Annotated in this window: 16 protein-coding genes; all 16 read right to left on the bottom strand. The window is 46.5% G+C overall.

Features of this window, described 5'->3' with window-relative positions; translation table 11 throughout:
* Nucleotides 1-19: 19 nt before the first annotated feature.
* On the bottom strand, nt 20-508 hold the full coding sequence (locus tag MHB71_RS03140; RefSeq protein ID WP_047843776.1) for a YaiI/YqxD family protein: 489 nt from the start codon (nt 506-508) through the stop codon (nt 20-22).
* Between the two features lie 208 nt (nt 509-716).
* Entirely contained in the window at nt 717-2,792 is a 2,076-nt protein-coding gene (gene glyS / locus MHB71_RS03135; RefSeq protein ID WP_091013999.1) for a glycine--tRNA ligase subunit beta, read from the bottom strand.
* Nucleotides 2,785-3,672, bottom strand: coding sequence for a glycine--tRNA ligase subunit alpha (gene glyQ / locus MHB71_RS03130; protein WP_017687252.1), 888 nt, complete (start codon nt 3,670-3,672; stop codon nt 2,785-2,787). Before glyQ ends, glyS begins: the two co-directional genes overlap by 8 nt.
* A gap of 410 nt (nt 3,673-4,082) precedes the next feature.
* Nucleotides 4,083-4,835, bottom strand: coding sequence for a DNA repair protein RecO (recO, locus tag MHB71_RS03125; protein WP_091013996.1), 753 nt, complete (start codon nt 4,833-4,835; stop codon nt 4,083-4,085).
* Nucleotides 4,836-4,868: 33 nt separating this feature from the next.
* Nucleotides 4,869-5,009 carry a YqzL family protein gene (locus tag MHB71_RS03120; protein ID WP_091013993.1) on the bottom strand — a complete coding sequence of 47 codons (141 nt, stop codon included), beginning with the start codon at nt 5,007-5,009 and terminating at the stop codon, nt 4,869-4,871.
* Between the two features lie 104 nt (nt 5,010-5,113).
* Nucleotides 5,114-6,013 (bottom strand): GTPase Era, encoded by a 900-nt coding sequence (gene era, locus MHB71_RS03115; RefSeq protein ID WP_047843779.1) that lies wholly within the window; start codon nt 6,011-6,013, stop codon nt 5,114-5,116.
* A gap of 37 nt (nt 6,014-6,050) precedes the next feature.
* Complete coding sequence (locus tag MHB71_RS03110; RefSeq protein ID WP_036615035.1) at nt 6,051-6,464, bottom strand: cytidine deaminase; 414 nt, start codon at nt 6,462-6,464, stop codon at nt 6,051-6,053.
* 266 nt (nt 6,465-6,730) lie between these two features.
* Complete coding sequence (locus MHB71_RS03105) at nt 6,731-7,102, bottom strand: diacylglycerol kinase family protein (protein WP_105599729.1); 372 nt, start codon at nt 7,100-7,102, stop codon at nt 6,731-6,733.
* The gene (gene ybeY, locus MHB71_RS03100) at nt 7,102-7,599 is read right to left on the bottom strand and encodes an rRNA maturation RNase YbeY (RefSeq protein ID WP_036674804.1); all 498 of its coding nucleotides are present in this window, start codon (nt 7,597-7,599) and stop codon (nt 7,102-7,104) included. The genes MHB71_RS03105 and ybeY overlap by 1 nt, the downstream gene beginning before the upstream one ends.
* 218 nt (nt 7,600-7,817) lie before the next feature.
* Nucleotides 7,818-10,067, bottom strand: a complete 2,250-nt coding sequence (locus MHB71_RS03095; RefSeq protein ID WP_091013988.1) for an HDIG domain-containing metalloprotein — start codon at nt 10,065-10,067, stop codon at nt 7,818-7,820.
* A 16-nt stretch (nt 10,068-10,083) separates the two neighbouring features.
* Nucleotides 10,084-11,055 (bottom strand): PhoH family protein, encoded by a 972-nt coding sequence (locus MHB71_RS03090; RefSeq protein WP_017687243.1) that lies wholly within the window; start codon nt 11,053-11,055, stop codon nt 10,084-10,086.
* A 6-nt stretch (nt 11,056-11,061) separates the two neighbouring features.
* Nucleotides 11,062-12,255, bottom strand: a complete 1,194-nt coding sequence (gene yqfD, locus MHB71_RS03085; RefSeq protein ID WP_340028828.1) for a sporulation protein YqfD — start codon at nt 12,253-12,255, stop codon at nt 11,062-11,064.
* Nucleotides 12,252-12,545: a sporulation protein YqfC gene (gene yqfC, locus MHB71_RS03080; protein WP_017687241.1), complete on the bottom strand. Its 294-nt coding sequence runs from the start codon at nt 12,543-12,545 to the stop codon at nt 12,252-12,254. Before yqfC ends, yqfD begins: the two co-directional genes overlap by 4 nt.
* Nucleotides 12,546-12,725: 180 nt before the next feature.
* The gene (locus tag MHB71_RS03075) at nt 12,726-13,325 is read right to left on the bottom strand and encodes a hypothetical protein (RefSeq protein ID WP_076318858.1); all 600 of its coding nucleotides are present in this window, start codon (nt 13,323-13,325) and stop codon (nt 12,726-12,728) included.
* A gap of 13 nt (nt 13,326-13,338) precedes the next feature.
* Complete coding sequence (floA, locus tag MHB71_RS03070; RefSeq protein WP_036615045.1) at nt 13,339-14,349, bottom strand: flotillin-like protein FloA; 1,011 nt, start codon at nt 14,347-14,349, stop codon at nt 13,339-13,341.
* Between the two features lie 161 nt (nt 14,350-14,510).
* Nucleotides 14,511-15,833, bottom strand: coding sequence for an NfeD family protein (locus MHB71_RS03065; RefSeq protein ID WP_051450046.1), 1,323 nt, complete (start codon nt 15,831-15,833; stop codon nt 14,511-14,513).
* Nucleotides 15,834-16,081 lie beyond the last annotated feature (248 nt).

The raw sequence follows: 16,081 nt of genomic DNA, 5'->3' as shown, positions 1-16,081 counted from the left end.
TAAATATAATTCGATAAACTTACACATTCTCCTGCAAATCTTTTAAAAGTTTTGTCAGTTTATGTTGAAACATTTCTCGATCCTGCTCTGTGAAAGGCTTTGGGCCTTTCCCGTAATGACCTCTTTTTCGTGCTTTGGCCGCAGTATGACGAGAATCCAACATGAAATCAATGTCACGATCGTTGAACTCACGACCACGAAAGGACAAAACATAACAACGTTTGCCAAGCGCAAGTGCCGCAAGTCCATAGTCCTGAGTGATAACCACATCATATGGCTTAATATGATTAGCAATATACAGGTCTGCGCTCTGATCACTGCGATCCACTTGCACGGTTCGTACCCCTTCTCCTCCTTGAAGCAAATGATCAAATGAAGAGACTAACAATACGGGGATGTTGAAAAGGCGAGCGGTTTGCGCAATCTCGGTTTTGACCGGGCAAGCATCACCATCCACAACAATGTGGCGTATATTTAACTCACTCAAACCCAGACCACCCGGTTTCATAAAATAGCTGCATATTGTTATATACGACCCCGGCCAGGCAAAATCCTTCTGCCGGAACGAGGGAAATCAAAGGCTAAAATACGGAGCGGTTGTCAAAAATACATTTCACAACCCGTTCCGTATATTTATACCCTCATATATCCTTCTTTAATACTGAATTTTAGCTTTGCGCCAAGTCTGTGGAAAAGGACTCATGAAATATGTCCAATTACCAAACCAACTTGGAAAAATCAGCAAATCCTTTCAAGTCACGATCAATAGCCGCGAGCAAGGCAAGTCGATTCGCTCGAACGGCTTCATCTTCAGCCATAACCATGACCGAATCGAAGAATGAGGTAATACCATCCTTCCAGGCAGATGCAATAGCCAGTGCTTCAGCAGCATGATGCTGAGTCAACGCCTGACGATATTCTGCATTCGTTTTGCTCCATGCCTCATGTAGCTGACGTTCTCCATCTTCTGTGAACAGTTCTGGATGTACGGAAGCATTGGATGCTTTGGCAGCCAGATTACCCACACGGTTGAACGATTCAACCGTTGTTTTGAATGCGTCTCCTGTCAGAACAGCCGCCATCAACGCTTCACCTTTTGGAACCACGGCGCTGATATCATCGAATCCGGAAGAAATTACGGCATCCACTACGTCGTAGCGAACGGTTTCGGACAACAATTTTTTCACACGAAGACCAAAGAAGTCTTGCAGATCTTTACGAACCTCTTCATCTGCACGTTTCAACAAGTTCATCTGGGCATGTACTTGAAGTGCTACTCCGAACACGTCTGACAATGTCAGCGGAAGCTTGTGATCCAGCAAAATCTGTACAATACCTGCAGCCTGACGGCGCAGCGCGTACGGATCCTGAGAACCCGTTGGAATAATGTTGATGGAGAAACAACCCACGATTGTATCCATTTTGTCCGCTGCACTCACAATGGCACCAACAAGAGAAGCAGGGGATTGATCTCCAGCGAAACGTGGCTGATAGTGTTCGAATACCGCTTTGGCCACTTCTTCTTTTTCGCCGGCTTTACGAGCGTAATCCTCACCCATCACACCTTGCAGTTCAGGGAATTCTCCCACCATCAGTGTCACCAGATCGAATTTGCAGATATCTGCTGAGCGGCTAACGGATTCGGCAACATCACCGGATACTTGCAGTTTGGCAGCAAGACCATCGGCAATCTTGCGAATACGACGCACTTTATCTCCAACCGTTCCCAATTCTTCCTGGAAGACGATACTTTCTAGCTTCGACAATGCATCCTTAATCTGTAACTTCTGATCTTCCTCATAGAAGAACTTGGCATCAGACAGACGTGCACGCAGAACTTTTTCATTCCCTCTGGCAATAACGTCCAGTGAATCACTTCCACCGTTACGTACCGTCACGAAGAATGGCAACAATTGTCCTTCACTGTCCAGTACAGGGAAATAACGCTGATGCTCACGCATGGAAGTAATCAATACTTCTTGTGGAATATTCAAGAATGAGGAGTCAAATGTCCCGAACAATACGGTAGGTGTTTCCACCAGGAACAGAACTTCCTCCAGCAAGTCTTCCTTAATCGCAATATCCCATTTTTTCTCAGCAGCCAGTGCCTGAATCTGGGATACAATCATCTGTTCACGTTCCTGGATATCAGCAATGACATGTTCGGAACGCAACACTTCCACGTATGAAGACGGAGTGGAGATCACAGCCTCCTTACCGAGGAAACGATGTCCACGAGTTACATTACCCGACTTAACACCTGTCACTTCCAGATCGATAACCTCACTGCCGAGCATAGCCACAATCCAGCGGATTGGACGTACAAATTTGAAATCATAGGAAGCCCAACGCATGAATTTCGGGAACGTCATGGCATGTAATACAGAAAGTAATCCTTCGCCAACTACAGAAGCCGTCTCCACACCTTTGCTGCTCTTCGTTGCATAGATATATTCAACACCGTTCAGTTCCTTGAACGTGAACTGGTCGGGTTCAACACCTTGACTGCGGGCGAATCCGAGTGCAGCCTTGCTCCAATTGCCACTGTCATCCAGGGCGATTTTGCGTGAAGGACCTTTCACTTCTTCCTCGATATCTTCCTGCTTTTCAGCCACATTGTGAATCAAAACAGCCAGACGGCGCGGTGTAGCATATGCATTCACTTCACCATAAGCAATGCGGGATGCGTCAAGCCATTTCACGACACGTTCTTGCAGCTGTGCGATTGCTGCGCGCATAAAGCGTGCAGGTACTTCTTCCAGCCCGATTTCAAACAACAGATCCTTAGACATGCTCGGCTCCCCCTTTCTTGATCAGCGGGAAGCCTAGCTTCTCACGCTCTTCCATATATGTTGCAGCGACTTGGCGAGCCAGATTACGAACACGTGTGATGTAACCCGTACGTTCCGTTACACTGATGGCTCCACGTGCATCCAACAGGTTGAACGTGTGGGAACATTTCAGCACATAGTCATATGCCGGGAATACCAGATGCTGCGCCATGGCCTTGTTTGCTTCTTCTTCATGCATGTTGAAGAGTGTAAACAGCATTTTGACATCAGATACTTCAAACGTATATTTAGAGTGTTCGAATTCTGGCTGACGGAATACATCACCATAAGTGATACCTTCCACCCATTCCAGATCAAACACATTCTCTTTATCCTGAATGTAAGAAGCCAAACGCTCCATACCGTACGTAATTTCAACAGCTACCGGATTTGTCTCGATACCACCAACCTGTTGGAAATAGGTAAATTGCGTAATTTCCATGCCGTCCAACCAGACTTCCCAACCAAGACCTGCACAACCAAGGGAAGGATTCTCCCAGTTATCTTCAACAAACCGAATATCATGTTTGAGCGGGTCAATGCCCAGACGCTTTAGACTTTCCAGGTAAATTTCCTGAATATTGTCCGGAGAAGGCTTGATGATTACCTGGAACTGATGATGCTGGTAGAGCCGGTTAGGGTTCTCACCATAACGTCCGTCCGAAGGACGACGGGAAGGCTCCACATAGGCCACTTTCCAAGGTTCGGGTCCAAGCGAGCGTAAAAAGGTCATCGGGTTCATCGTACCTGCCCCTTTTTCCGTATCGTATGGCTGGACAATAATACAGTTATGCTCGGCCCAGAATTGTTGCAGCGTTAGAATCATCTGCTGAAAATTCATAATCATGCTCCTTTTCAATGGTTTGTTAGCAAGCTTAGGACGGTGAAGACAACAATAAATAGCCCCCGTCCTACGCCTGTTGTACAGACGTAGGGACGAGAGCTATTCCCGCGGTTCCACCCTACTTGGCTTAGATCAAACAGGATGATCCTGTTCGTTCCAGCCCACTTTTCCGTGTCCATTCATGCTCCCGAGTGCCGTTTCAAAGACCGATTCAGCCAGGCTCCCACCATCCCCGGCTCGCTCATTCATGATTACCAAGTGTTAAACAAAGACTTGTCTCCATAAATGCAATAAATCCAGTCTTTTACTTTCTCGTTCAATGCATGTCTCATAAAGAGAAATTATATTTCATAATATATAAAATCTAGTATGAAGTCAAGATATAGTTTCACTTCCACCAAAACGCCTCAAATCCCGTACTTCTCCATCTGATCGAGGAAAGAACGGGATTTAAGATTCAGACCAAGCTGATGATCCATAAAGGCACGCATCAACTTTTTGATCTCATCACGGGTAGACTCACTCACTGATATATTCCCCAAGCGCTGCAGATCCAACTGCGCGAACAAACGCATCAACTTCAGAGCCCTTGGACTTACTGAAATCGCTGGAGGATCGAAATGTTTGCATGCTCGACACAAGACGCCACCAAGTCTGGGACTTATGAACAACTGCTCATCTGGTCGCTCCTGGTTGCAGGAGATGCACTCATCGAACTGTGGACCATATCCGGATGCCTGTAATATTTTCATTTCGTACAGACTTGTAATAACAACCGGGTCTTTCTCTTCCTTCAACGCCTGCAAACACGCCTTTAACTGTTTGAACCAAAATGTACCTGTCTCTTCATCCTGAAGCACCCGATCCAATAGTTCACACGCATAAGAAGCATATGAGGCCTTGACCAGATCTTCACGCAACTCATGATAAGATTCAACAATTTCTCCAGCGTTCAGTGTGCCTAGACCTGTATTGCGAAAATATACATATTGACCATACGTAAACGGCTGCACCAGTGCAGCATGTCGGCTCTTGGGCTTTTTGGCACCGCGGACGAGTACCCCTACTTTCCCGCCGCTTTCGGTGCAAAGCGTAATGATTTTGTTCCCTTCGCCGTAGTCCATGCTGCGGATGACAATCCCTTCCACCCTGTATAGCATGCCTCGTCACCTAACCATTCCCGAATCAGCCAGTTATCCTTCGGCTTCTTCATCTTCAATCACTTCCCTTGCATGATCCGACTCCTGTCCTAACGAGTTACACGCCTCGGTATATAACAAATAGGACTCTACATCCCCCGTCATCGCAAAAACCTTCCACGAAAAATCTCGCATCGGAATTTCATCCTCTCTTCGGAAATGACGTCTGCATCTACCAAATAGGATGGAGTCTTGCAAGGTAAACTATGTGTTGCAATTACTGGATACAATTCCGACGATCAGTCGCGGCCAAAGCCAAGGTCACGCAGAACTCTATCCTGATTTCTCCAGTCTTTTTTCACTTTAACCCACAGGTCCATGAAAATTTTGGAGCCGAGCAAGTTCTGAATATCGTGTCGAGCTCGTTTACCTACTTCTTTCAGAAGGGCACCCTGCTTCCCGATAATGATCCCTTTTTGGGAATCCCGTTCTACAAAAATGACAGCTGAGATATAAACGACACCGTTATCTTGCACTTTCATATCTTCGATCGTTACAGCAATAGAGTGAGGCACTTCTTCACGAGTCATTTGCAGAATTTTCTCACGAATCAACTCGGCACATACAAACTGCTCCGGATGGTCAGTAACCTGGTCATCAGGGTAGTACTGTGGACCTTCTGGCAAATACTTGCCGAGCTGTTCCAGCAACGTGCTGACATTGCTGCCAAGCATGGCAGAGACAGGAACGATTTCAGCGAAATCGTGAAGCTTGCGATACGTCTCAATGAGTGGCAGCAGTGCTTCCGGCTCAATTTTGTCAATTTTATTCATGACAAGAATGACAGGTGTACGGATATTTTTCAATTGTTCCGCAATGTAACGGTCACCGCCACCCAAACCCTCCGAAGCGTCAATCAGGAACAGTGCTGCTTCTACTTCTCCGAGCGTATTCAAAGCAGTCTGGTTCATATAATCGCCAAGTTTGGATTGACGTTTGTGAATACCGGGTGTATCCAGGAAAACGATTTGCTGATGTTCGGATGTATACACACCATGAATTTTATTACGTGTGGTTTGTGGCTTGTCCGACATAATCGCAATTTTCTGTCCGATCACCTGGTTCATCAATGTGGATTTACCTACGTTTGGACGTCCAATAATGGCTACAAAACCGGATTTAAATGCTTGTTTTTTCATATGTTCCTCCTCAGGCGCCTAGGCCTGGAATATTGGTTTATTTTTTGGCAGAATTCAGATCAGAAGGCCCAAAAGCCCAAGGTAACAGTTCAGCAACGGTGGTCTCTTGCAGATCACCTTTCAAGTTCCCCAAGATGACTTTCATATCAGGTTCACACAGTTCGTACATGACCTGACGACATACGCCACATGGAGCAATCGGACCATCCGTGTCGCCCACAATGGCAATCGCTGTGAAGCTGCGAGGCTTCTGCCCACCTGCAATGGCACTGAACATCGCCGTACGCTCAGCACAGTTACCTGGTGTATACGCAGCATTCTCAATATTACAACCATGATGCACATGACCTTCACTGTCAAGCAAAGCCGCGCCAACACCAAAATGGGAGTAAGGCGTATACGCCTTCGTACGTGCCTTAATTGCTTCTTGCATTAACAAACCGTTATCCATTAATGTTCTCTCCCTTAGGGTGCAATATAAAATAAAACTAGTGCATTTACACTGGACACTCCGCTGTCAGAACAACCTTCCGATCGCTGTTACCCCCAGATTTTTTCGATCCCTTTTAATAAGGGAAAATCCGGGGATAAAGGCGCACACTTCGTTTCTTCAGGTCTCTTCTGACTTCTCCGTTATCGTGTTTGCATCAAGTAAATTTATATTAGTGTGTAGTATTAAAATCAAACAAAACGAATCAAAACAAAGTTAATACAAAATCAGTACAAACCTAACCAGTTCATCACCGGCTTAATGAAAACGATACAACCGATGATGACGGCGAATACCGCAGCCAGAAGAACTGCCCCGGCCGCGGTATCCTTTGCCGCTTTTGCCAGCGGATGGATATGGGGATGTGCCAAATCAACTGCTGCCTCTACAGCCGTGTTCATCAATTCAGTCACCAGGACCAAAAATACAGCGGTCAGCACAAACATCCAATCCGTTCTTGAGATTTTGAAAAAAAAGCCGGCTGCACACATCAAAATAGCCACTCCCGTGTGAACTCTCACATTACGCTGAGTCCGCAACCCATATGCGATTCCTTCCGCAGCATTGCGGAATACCAGACCCCAGGAGCGTCTTTTCATTATCGTGTCAACCCGGCCTGGGCCAATACCGCTTCTTGTTTGCCCATCATTTCAGCCTCACTTGCTTCATCCTGATGGTCGTATCCGAGCAGGTGCAAGAAACCATGGACAAACAGAAAACCAAGTTCACGTTCAAATGAGTGTCCATACTCTTCACTTTGCAGGATGGTCCGTGGTACGGAAATGATGATGTCTCCAAGAACATCCGGCATTTCTTCCATTTCTTCATCTTCGTCCAGCTCATAGATAATATCTAGTTCTTCATCTACCGTTTCGTTCATCGCAAATGACAGTACATCCGTAGGACGGTCAATGCCGCGATAATCACGGTTCAACTCATGAATCTGCTCATCATTCACAAAAGTCAGAGCCACTTCTCCGTCTGCAACACCTTCCGCTTCTCCAGCTAGATTAAGCAACTGTTCCAGCATTGCAATCATCGGTTCTGTAATTTCTTTATCCTGTTGTTCATTATTCCATGCCAGGTTAAGACTCATTCTTTCATAACTCCTGTCTACTAATATTAGAGGTTGTTCAAAAAGCCCTCTTTTGATTACGAAGGATGCCTAGGGGCATCCTCAGCATCGAATATGGAATTCAGCCGAAATGTCCGTTGATCACGTAGTTTTCCCTACGCTCCGCTACTCCATTTCTATCTTCATCCCATCTTCTCGGTACTGAAAACCGACCTTTTTGAACACGAACTATTATTGAATTAGCCTGCTTCGGGTGAAGTGGGCTTTGGTTTCTTAATCTCCTCCGGATATTCTATCCTGGAGTGGAAGATACCCATCACCGTTTCCTTCAATGTCCTAGCGACGATATCCAGTTCACGCATCGTAAGGTCACAATCATTGAATTGATGATCGTCCAATCGTCCTTTAATAATCTTCTCAATCATGGACTCCACTTGCTCCACGGTCGGTTTGCGCAAAGATCTCACAGCAGCCTCCACACTATCGGCAATGCCAACAATAGCCGATTCCTTGGACTGAGCCTTCGGCCCAGGGTAACGGAAATCTTCTTCCGTGAAATCAGGCTCAACGCCTGCTTCTTCCGCCTGGCGCAGTGCTTTGTGATAGAAATAGTGGAGAAATGTCGTGCCGTGATGCTGTTCCGCAATATCCCGAATAGGTCTGGGCAGCTTGTAATCCTTCTGCATTTCCACCCCATCGCGCGCATGGGCAACGATAATGGATTTGCTCAGTTTCGGATCAATTGAATCATGCGGATTCTCCATATTGTTTTGATTTTCAATAAAATAGATGGGCCGCTTTGTCTTGCCAATATCATGATAATACGAACCCACTCGGCAGAGCAATCCGTTAGCTCCTATGGCTTCTGCTGCTGCTTCGGACAGATTACCTACCATAACGCTGTGATGATAGGTACCCGGTGTCTCCGTCAACAACTTGCGAAGAAGCGGATGGTTCGGATTAGATAGTTCTACCAGTTTGAGCGCTGACAAAATGCCAAATGAAGTTTCGAAAAATGGCATCAGCCCAATGACCAGTATGGCAGTCAGCACTCCACCAGCAAATGCAAACCCAACGCCATACAGTGTCGTAGTTCGATTCCAATCGCCCGAGTCAATCAAAGCCAGGGTGAAGACGGCTATGGACCCGAACAGACAGACCATAATGGCCCCTTTCAGGATCGTTGATCGCTGGCTAGCCTTATGAGTTGCGAAGATCGCAACAAATGAAACCAATACAGCGAAGAAACCCAGTTCGAAGTCAAAAAGTTGACCCTGATGCGTATTCAAAATAATGCTGGACAACATACCGATCAAAATCGAACATACAAAGGCAAGCGACGTATCCAGCAAGAGCGCAATTAACATCGCTCCTACCGCAACAGGTGCAAGGAAGCCAACATAAGACCTCTCATTGGTCTGGATAATCGCCGTCACATGCATAACCACAATCGTAATAATAAAAATGAGAACAAGCATCAACAGCTGGGCATTATTATACTTAAAATGTGTTCCGCTGCCTTGCTGAATATACATCAGAATGGCTGCTGACAACAGGCAGGAAAACATAAGAAGCCCAAGCTGCGGCCAGTAGTTCACTTCATTTTTCAGCAAATCATTTTCATCCAGCAAAGTATACATCTCCGGAGTGATCATCTCACCCTTGGCAACTAATGTGTCCCCTTGCTTGATAAAGACGGTTTGCGTGTTCTCACGCGCCTGTACTTTGGCTTCCTTGGTTCCCTCTTCATCGTAGAAACGGTTCGCTGTCACCACTAGGCGAGCAAGCTCTTGCACGACCTCACGTTGCGTTCGCTTACCAAGAGAGCTGACACTCACCATCTCAGCTACTTTGGCACGGGCAGTGGTTGCATCGCTGATCTGATCCGTCATTAACCGGGCAACAATATCCCTCGCAACCGGTTTCATCTCCTGGATATCATCCGATGTCAGACGCGAGATTTTGATGTAAGTTTCTTCGGGAATACGGTAGCTTTGCTCCTGTACCACATTTCTGATCTCTTCCAAAAGAGTCTCGGAGTATGTACCGGCTTTCCGATTATTATTGATATAGTTGGTCACAAAGTCCTTCTGACGCTGCGGAATTTCATCCTTATAAATATCAATCTTGTCCTGACTTGAAATCTGATCATCCTGATTTAATCGATCTACACGGTCAAGCAGGGTAGTCATCAAATTTTCGTTTCGCAACTGAACAATCTGAAATATCGGCTGTACCCGTTCTGCAGCTTCTTCCTGTGCTTTGAGTGTGGCCTTGTTATTCGGAATCTGCATGGGCGCAGCAATATCCACTTCACTCCGTGTACCTTCCTGAATATCATACCGCTCAGGGAGCAGCTTGGAAGCCAGACTCACGTAGAAAAGAATCACCAGAAACAAAAACAGAAGATAGCGTGCCCACACGCTATACTTCCATCCTGTAGCCTTATTCTGAAAAGATTTGCCTTTTGACGGTTCCTTCGAGGTCACTTTAGACAATCCCTTTCTATGCTTGATTTTCTGCGGCGTGGTTGTAAGCCACGATAATTTTCTGGACAAGGGAATGCCGGACAACATCTTGCTCGGCAAAATAGACAAATCCAATCTCGTTAACTTCGTTCAAGATCGTATTCGCTTCCACAAGTCCGGATTTCTTACCACGCGGTAAATCAATCTGTGTCACATCTCCGGTGATGACCATTTTGGAGCCAAAACCAAGACGGGTTAGAAACATCTTCATCTGTTCCGGCGTTGTATTCTGTGCTTCATCCAGAATGATGAAGGAGTCATCCAGCGTACGCCCCCGCATATAGGCGAGTGGCGCGATTTCGATCAACCCTCGCTCCAGTGCCTTAGCGGTCTGTTCCTGTCCCATAACGTCATACAGGGCATCGTACAGTGGTCTCAGATACGGGTCTACCTTCTCCTGAAGATCACCTGGCAAAAACCCAAGACTCTCTCCCGCTTCAACAGCAGGCCGTGTGAGTACAATGCGTTTGACGCTGCCTTCTTTAATTGCAGCAACAGCCAGTACAACAGCAAGGTAGGTTTTACCCGTACCGGCAGGACCAATGCCAAATACAATATCACGTTTTTTAATTGTAGTTACATAGTGCTTCTGTCCAATGGTTTTAACACGGATTGGTTTACCTCGGTATGTCGTCGTAATCTCGCCCTTGAACAGATCCAATAGCTGGTCTGCCCGCATATCCTTGGCAAGTTCAATCGCATACTTCACATCTCTTTCAGTTAACACATATCCGTTGCGTATCAATTGCAGTAACACATCAAATAATTGTTCAAGCGATTCCACCTGCTGTGCGTTGCCAAAAATCACAATCTCCGCTTCACGGGATGCAATCTGGGCGGGAATCTCGGATTCAATCAGTTTAAGAAAAGTATCTTGGGGTCCAAAAAGAGATTGGCCCTCTCCCGCACTCTGGAGGGAGATTTGTATGCTGCGTGTTTGCTCTGACAAATATCCTCATTCTCCTTGACTATGGACTAGCGGAAGTTCTTCCGCAATGCTTTCTTCTACTTCAAATAAGACTTTCATATAAACTTTACCATTCTCTTTCTTCTCATGCAAAATTTTTTCACTTATAATTTTTGTGCCTTTGCCGTTTTTGGCGATAATGTCGTTCCTTGCTCCTTCCAATCCTTTCGTTCTGGCCCATTCTATCGTCTGCTGTTCCTCATGCTCTCGGGTCTCCAGATCTTTCTCTGTCAGCCAACCCATCGGGAGTGTGAAGGATCGCCACGTCAATGGTCTGTGATTACTCTCGGTATCAAATGAACTGAACGGTGTACTACCGTACCCCCACAGTTGGATCGCCCAATTCCCCAGCACCATGTAAAAACGTTCTTTGCTCTCACCTGTCATTGTATTATGTTTTTGCACCAGTGGAACCTCTACCTGATACTCACGCCACACCAGACCACGAACTTCACCTTTGGCAACGATGGTTTTGGTGTTCTCCTCATCCCCGAGAATCCCCGAGATCAATACCTGACCCTTTTTGACACGCATGTCCTTCTGAACTACAGGGCGTCCCTGCTCCGCATAGATTTGAGTGACAACAGCATCTGACTTGCTAATCAGATGTCTAGGGTTCAGTAATGGTTCGCGCTTTGGTTGGGCAGATTCTACGACCTGAATGGTAATGGTTGTCCCCTCTTTGCTGACGCCAATCCAGGTTACATCCGGCAGAGCGAGTGCAAGCTGCCTGGAGAGCTTGTCTTGGCTTTCCAGACGGAACCCCCATTGGAAAGGATATATGCCCTCTTTCTTCGCTGCTGCGAGCACCTCGTCGGTGGGAATGGTGACGTTACCCTTGACCTCCACATCCCATACCATGGACGACAACGCAAACAAAGCTACCACAAAAAACAGCATCCCCCCAAGAAAGAACTTCCTCCGCAATAAACGGGCCGCAAAAAAGGGGAAACCGCTGCGATGGGTTACTTTCACCCTGCAGCCTGTCCGTTTCAATACAGGACGCAACCTGAAAAAATGCGGCAGCAGAATGTTCATCTCTGCCACGCGTCCATCGTGAGCACGCAGGTCCCAAACTTCCAGTCCCTGCTCTGCCACCGTGTTGATTAATGTTTCAATGTCTCCCCCAGTGACCGTGATTCGGACTGCTCCCCGCAGTTTGTACAGACTGGGCTGCTTCATCCGTTCCCCTCCACTCCATTCATATGAATATCCAGAATTGTTCCTTCAACAGCTACTTCATCCGGCAAAATGTTACGTATCACCAAGGCAGTTCCTTTGATCTCTAACTGGCCTTGGGAAAGAGCCAACACGATACGATCCGGTGTAAAATGGATGACACCGCGATGATTCTCTATATACAGTTGCTTACTGCCGATCAGGGTTAACCGTGGCATATCATAAAGCACATCCTGCGGCAGATCCAACACTTCACTGGTCCATCTGCGCAGCTTGCGGCTGATCCGGGTCATTCGAAGGTCTTCCCCCTTCCTCTACAGTTCAACTTATGCGCAGATTCATGAATTTATGAAAATTCCGGGGCGTGTTAGGGACGAATGTTGAGAAAAAAGGATAGAACACAGAAAAAGCCGTCTCCGGCGGCTTTTTGCTCACCAGAGACGGCTTTATTTCCGTCCAGCAACTTAACTTATTTACAGTTTCCCTCTTGTACCAAACGGCTGTTTGGAACGAGGGGAACCCAGTACTTCTGCCCACAGGACACCTGTGCGAATGTCTGCCGGACGAAGCGGAGACGCTCCCGATCCATCGCTGCTGGTCTCATCCCAACTGGAATCAGACACAACTGGCCGATTCGCAGAAGAGATGCGATTCAAGCGTTCTTCGATCAAACGTTGCTGTTCTTCCATGCCTCTCATCTGTTCCTCAAGTGAATTTGCCATCGCACTCATCGTGCCCTCACTTCTGTAGTCAGTTGCGGGGCGAGAAGATGCAGCAGGCTCCGAATACGGCTCATCATACTGATTCTCATATTGCACGTCATCATACCGATCGTCATACTGTTCATCATAGCGAGGGTCTGTAGGTCCGGAAGACTGCTGCGGAGATGAATTGTCTCTTGAACGTTCATCCCGGCCTGAATCACCACTGCCTCCAAATGTAGGCATCCCGTTGGCAGGACGCTTTTTGTTCGGATCAGCCGATTTGGCAGCTTTCCCCAAGAAGGAGAAGAGTGCAAAACCGATGACGGCCACAATATACAGATTATCAAAAATCCATTCAAATAGGCCCATATGCACTCACCGCCTATCTTCCGTTTTTGGAATCACCCTGATCGTTGGAATTCGAACCTTCACCAGGTTTTCCCAATGTATTACGCATTTGAGTATCCGCTTCAATGTTCTTCAGGTTCATATAATCCATCACACCGATTTTACCGTTACGAAGTGCCTCAGCCATTGCCAAAGGTACTTGGGATTCGGATTCAACAACGCGTGCTCTCATTTCCACTACGCGTGCTTTCATCTCTTGCTCTTGGGCTACGGCCATTGCGCGACGCTCTTCCGCTTTTGCCTGAGCGATACGTTTGTCAGCTTCTGCTTGCTCTGTTTGCAAGAAGGCACCAATGTTCTTACCTACATCAACGTCAGCAATATCAATGGACAGGATTTCAAAAGCAGTACCTGCATCCAAACCTTTGGACAATACGGTTCGGGAGATCAGATCCGGATTTTCCAGGACGTCTTTGTGAGAATTGGAGGAACCGTTCGTACTTACGATACCTTCACCAACACGGGCGATGATCGTTTCTTCACCAGCACCACCGACGAGACGGTCAATATTGGCACGAACCGTAACCCGTGCTCTAACTTTAACTTCAATACCATCTTTGGCAACCGCAGAGACAATCGGTGTTTCGATAACTCTTGGGTTAACGCTCATCTGTACGGCTTGTAATACGTCACGACCTGCGAGGTCAATCGCTGCAGCACGTTCAAATTCGAGTGGAATGTTGGCACGTTGTGCAGCAATCAGAGCGTTTACAACACGGTCAACGTTACCACCGGCCAAGAAGTGACTTTCCAGTTGGTTCATTGAGAGTTTAAGACCGGCTTTAGTTGCTTTAATCATTGGATTAACGATACGGCTAGGCGTTACACGTCTCAGTCTCATCGCTACCAGTGTAATAATACTTACGCGTACGCCGGATGCAATCGCTGAAACCCAGAGCATAACCGGGAAAAAGCTGAAGAATACGCTCAATACGATAATACCTACTACCGCAATGAGCAAAATCGTAATCATAGATGTGTCCATTGTTTAATTTCCTCCATTTGCAATTTGAATTTGATAAAAATGTTTGAGAAGACACTCATGAGTCCGCTGCTAAATGAAAGAATGCACCACCTCGCTGGCAGCTTCAGCTACGTGGTTATGTACATTGCCGAAGCGTTAATCCGCTTCGACAACAGAGCAAGTTACACCGGCAAAGCTTGCTGAACCACAATCCGGGTACCTTCCGCTTTAATCACAATAATCGGTGTATCGATGGGAATAAAATCTCCGTCGGTCACAACGTCAATTCGTTCCCCTTCAAACATCGCTGTTCCAGAAGGACGAAGCGGTGTCAGACTGATTCCTTGCAGACCAACCAGCTCTTTACGTTCTGTGGCTGATGAATAACCCCGATCCGCAGACATGCTATCACTCAGTATGAAGCGATTCCATATCCCTCGATCCTTAAAGATAATTGAGATGATCGCAATGACTACCAGTGCTGCACCAAAAGCGATACCCAGAGATACAAATGCATCACTCGTATCATAAGCAGCCCTTACAACACCGGCCACAAGCGCAATTGATCCCAAAATCCCCAGAATACCAAAGCTCGGAATAAACATCTCCAGAATCATCATGATGAGTCCGACGGTAAATAGCACCCATGTCTCTGCTCCGGCAAATCCCGCAATGTAATTACCCGAGAAATACAACACGAAACACACGATACCTACAATACCAGGAACTCCAAAACCAGGAACAATCAATTCAATGATCACACCCGCGATTCCGAGGAACAATAACACAGTCATCACAACCGGATTGGTAAGAAAAGAGGAGATATTCTCCGCTGTTGTTCGTTCTACCTTAAATACGTCATCCTGACTGTAACCGAGCCAAGCTGCCGCTTCTTCCGGTGTGTTGCTGATGTGGTCGGCATAACCAACTTTCAGCGCTTCTTCAGCCGAGAGAGCAATAATTTCACCTTTTTGCTTGGTTTTATTGATCTCTGGCATTTCAACAACGATGTTAACATCCGTCATTCCAGCTGCAATCTTGCCATCACGACCACTGATTTCAGCCGCTCCCTGCATTTTGCTTTTCCAGAATGCAACAAGCTTTGGATCATCAACATGTTTACCCGTACTGTCGACCATTGCTGCCGCACCAATCATACTGCCTGGTGACATTACGATCTTATCTGCATTCAGAGCCAGAAAACTCCCGGCTGAAGCAGCATCTCCACGGACAAATGCAACAGTCTCAATCGGACTGTCCTTAATTAGGGTACCCAATGCTTCTGCAGTGTCGACACGGCCTCCCGGCGTATTGATATCAAGAACGATCAGGCCAGCATTCATCTCTTCTGCTTGCTTGAACCCACGTTCCATGAACTTGCCAAGTCCCTGCTCGATTGGTTTATCAACCGGAATAATATATACGGCACCACTCTTCTCAGCTGCATGCGCTGACGGTGATCCAATCCAGACAGGAAGCAACAGCGTCAGCAGCATTAAGAGCATCAATGGCCCCGTAAGCTTCTTCCGGCGCTTTCCCTTCACAATAGTCCCCCCTTTTCCATTAATGTTATACTGTCCAGCTTATGGTATTTATTACGTGCAATGCAACATTTCGTTTCAAAATCTTAAAATTATATTTGAAAACTCGATCAATTGCAAGAATAAAAATCCATAATAATATATATTAACCATTAAAAAGGAATTTCGTCACCCTAAGGACATCATGCCTTCTGATAAATGGAAAAAACACC

Origin of the sequence: Paenibacillus sp. FSL H7-0940 (assembly GCF_037979415.1) — a bacterium.
Taxonomy (GTDB): Bacteria; Bacillota; Bacilli; order Paenibacillales; family Paenibacillaceae; genus Paenibacillus; species Paenibacillus amylolyticus.
Note: the sequence above shows the minus strand (reverse complement) of the source record. Positions and strands in the feature narration are given on the sequence as shown.

Coding starts and splice junctions, on each gene's coding strand:
- glyQ (WP_017687252.1), bottom strand. CDS start 3,672: ATGAATTTTCAGCAGATGATTCTAACGCTGCAACAATTCTGGGCCGAG.
- glyS (WP_091013999.1), bottom strand. CDS start 2,792: ATGTCTAAGGATCTGTTGTTTGAAATCGGGCTGGAAGAAGTACCTGCA.
- MHB71_RS03110 (WP_036615035.1), bottom strand. CDS start 6,464: ATGGATAACGGTTTGTTAATGCAAGAAGCAATTAAGGCACGTACGAAG.
- yqfD (WP_340028828.1), bottom strand. CDS start 12,255: ATGAAGCAGCCCAGTCTGTACAAACTGCGGGGAGCAGTCCGAATCACG.
- ybeY (WP_036674804.1), bottom strand. CDS start 7,599: ATGAGTCTTAACCTGGCATGGAATAATGAACAACAGGATAAAGAAATT.
- floA (WP_036615045.1), bottom strand. CDS start 14,349: ATGGACACATCTATGATTACGATTTTGCTCATTGCGGTAGTAGGTATT.
- MHB71_RS03120 (WP_091013993.1), bottom strand. CDS start 5,009: ATGCGAGATTTTTCGTGGAAGGTTTTTGCGATGACGGGGGATGTAGAG.
- MHB71_RS03075 (WP_076318858.1), bottom strand. CDS start 13,325: ATGGGCCTATTTGAATGGATTTTTGATAATCTGTATATTGTGGCCGTC.
- MHB71_RS03065 (WP_051450046.1), bottom strand. CDS start 15,833: ATGCTCTTAATGCTGCTGACGCTGTTGCTTCCTGTCTGGATTGGATCA.
- MHB71_RS03140 (WP_047843776.1), bottom strand. CDS start 508: ATGAAACCGGGTGGTCTGGGTTTGAGTGAGTTAAATATACGCCACATT.
- MHB71_RS03105 (WP_105599729.1), bottom strand. CDS start 7,102: ATGAAAAGACGCTCCTGGGGTCTGGTATTCCGCAATGCTGCGGAAGGA.
- recO (WP_091013996.1), bottom strand. CDS start 4,835: ATGCTATACAGGGTGGAAGGGATTGTCATCCGCAGCATGGACTACGGC.
- yqfC (WP_017687241.1), bottom strand. CDS start 12,545: ATGACCCGGATCAGCCGCAAGCTGCGCAGATGGACCAGTGAAGTGTTG.
- era (WP_047843779.1), bottom strand. CDS start 6,013: ATGAAAAAACAAGCATTTAAATCCGGTTTTGTAGCCATTATTGGACGT.